Below are 1,701 nucleotides of genomic sequence, written 5' to 3'. Positions count from 1 at the left end.
ACTGCAAGTGCTCTATTCCCGAGTCGAAGTGCTGTCCGAATTGCAGCCGCCGGGGTAAATGACGCTGCTGTAATTTCAGTTGTGTCCATATCGGTGTATAGTGATCGTGTGTCTCGACCATGATCACGTAATGCTTCAGCAGGAAGCTCAGGTGTATCCTCAACGCTAACAAGACGGGTTGTATATGAGAGTTCTCGGAGAAGGGCACTCAATAGTGTTGTTTTACCAGCACCACAGGTTCCTGCAACGATTGTTACTGCTCCACAAGCAATTACAACTACAGAAAAAATGCGACTGCAGCAGGAATAAGTGACCCGACAGTAAGGAGTCGAGTGAGTGTCCAGGGGGGTTGTATCACGGGCACGAAATGCAACTCCAAGTCCATCATTGCTGGCGCTGTAATACCTGCAATACGAATGTGACGACCTGTCTCGGCGGTGACAGTCGCATCAAATGTGGGTGTACTTCGAGAGAATGCATGACCACTTTCGAGTCGAAATCGTGAGGCAAGTGTTGCTGCACCGGATGGTCGTATGCGAATATTTGTCCCATTCGCTCGCCACCACGGATAGTTCGAAGTGGTGTTTCAGTTACAGATAATAAAGCAATCACATCTAAAATGTGATCATCTACAAAGAGATGTTCAATTACACCAACTCCTTGGGTATGACGTGTGAGAATCGCAGTAAGTGTCTCAACAGGATCTAAATCAGTGGCAACACAACGGCACGACCTGGTGCCCGGGAACTGCCATAATCGATTGACCCGGTTGCAAGGCATTCATACGCCACCGCTAGTGTATCAATGGCATCTGAATTGAGATCGTGAAATGCTGGCTCAAAATAATAATGCTGTTCTCTCTCATTGTTGCTATTTACATATATGTCAGCAGCGTATGTATGGGCTGTTGCGTCAGTCGAGAAGTCGGTAACGTCAAGTAGTGTTGCACCTGACGGCAGAGAGCGTTCAGGCTGTGATTGTGAAAGTGTCGAAGCGACAAACGTATTGAGTGCTGTTTCAAGTGTCATTTCAACAAGCGAATCGAAGCCAGTTTCTGCTGCATCATCTGCGTATGTTTGCTCACGTCCATTGGCAATTGTTCGAGTAATCATTACATCAGTATCGACAAGCGCATTGATGATAGTCCCCCGACAGGCAGGAGTGGACATCAAGTGACCATTTCCCGGGCAGTCATTGCATCAACAACGAGTTCACGTCAGTCAGGGACCCCAGTTCCGGTTGGCGTCTTAGCTGTAACGATACAGTGACACTAAATGTTTAAACTCGATGTTGAGATATCGGACAGTGAACCCATCTCAGTTGTCGATATTGAAATAGCAGATGACAAATATTCATACATCGACGATGGCAGGACTCGTCTGAGGTGTGCGTCGAGAGAAGTGGCTGGAATCGACATAGACTGCGTAGTGATGGGATGTTACTTGAGCATTAGGTACATCAGAGGTCGATTTTTTTGTACCCGCGTGTGCGCAAGCATAGAATTCATCACCTCCCTCGAGCAGGTGTGATCAACATAGTAGTCTTATTCCAATTTCAGATCATTCAGAATACTCGTTGTGAATTGTGTGAGTTCAGTGGTATATATGCTCACATAGCCAGTATATCGAAAAACTACCTATGCGTGATGACGATTACCGTGCGTGACTGTTCACGGATGAGTGAGAATGTAATACCGTGAGT

Annotated in this window: 1 protein-coding gene and 1 pseudogene; both read right to left on the bottom strand. The window is 46.6% G+C overall.

What is annotated here, in order from left to right; all coding sequences use genetic code 11:
* Positions 1-212 (bottom strand): annotated as a pseudogene (locus J07HQW2_RS18765) (type II secretion protein); the annotation flags it as partial.
* Positions 213-704: 492 nt separating this feature from the next.
* Complete coding sequence (locus J07HQW2_RS18760) at positions 705-1,169, bottom strand: hypothetical protein (RefSeq protein ID WP_021055903.1); 465 nt, start codon at positions 1,167-1,169, stop codon at positions 705-707.
* Positions 1,170-1,701 lie beyond the last annotated feature (532 nt).

Origin of the sequence: Haloquadratum walsbyi J07HQW2 (genome assembly GCF_000415985.1) — an archaeon.
GTDB classification, from domain to species: Archaea; Halobacteriota; Halobacteria; order Halobacteriales; family Haloferacaceae; genus Haloquadratum; species Haloquadratum walsbyi_B.
The sequence above is the reverse complement of the archived record's forward strand: the minus strand, read 5'-3'. Positions and strand labels throughout refer to the sequence as shown.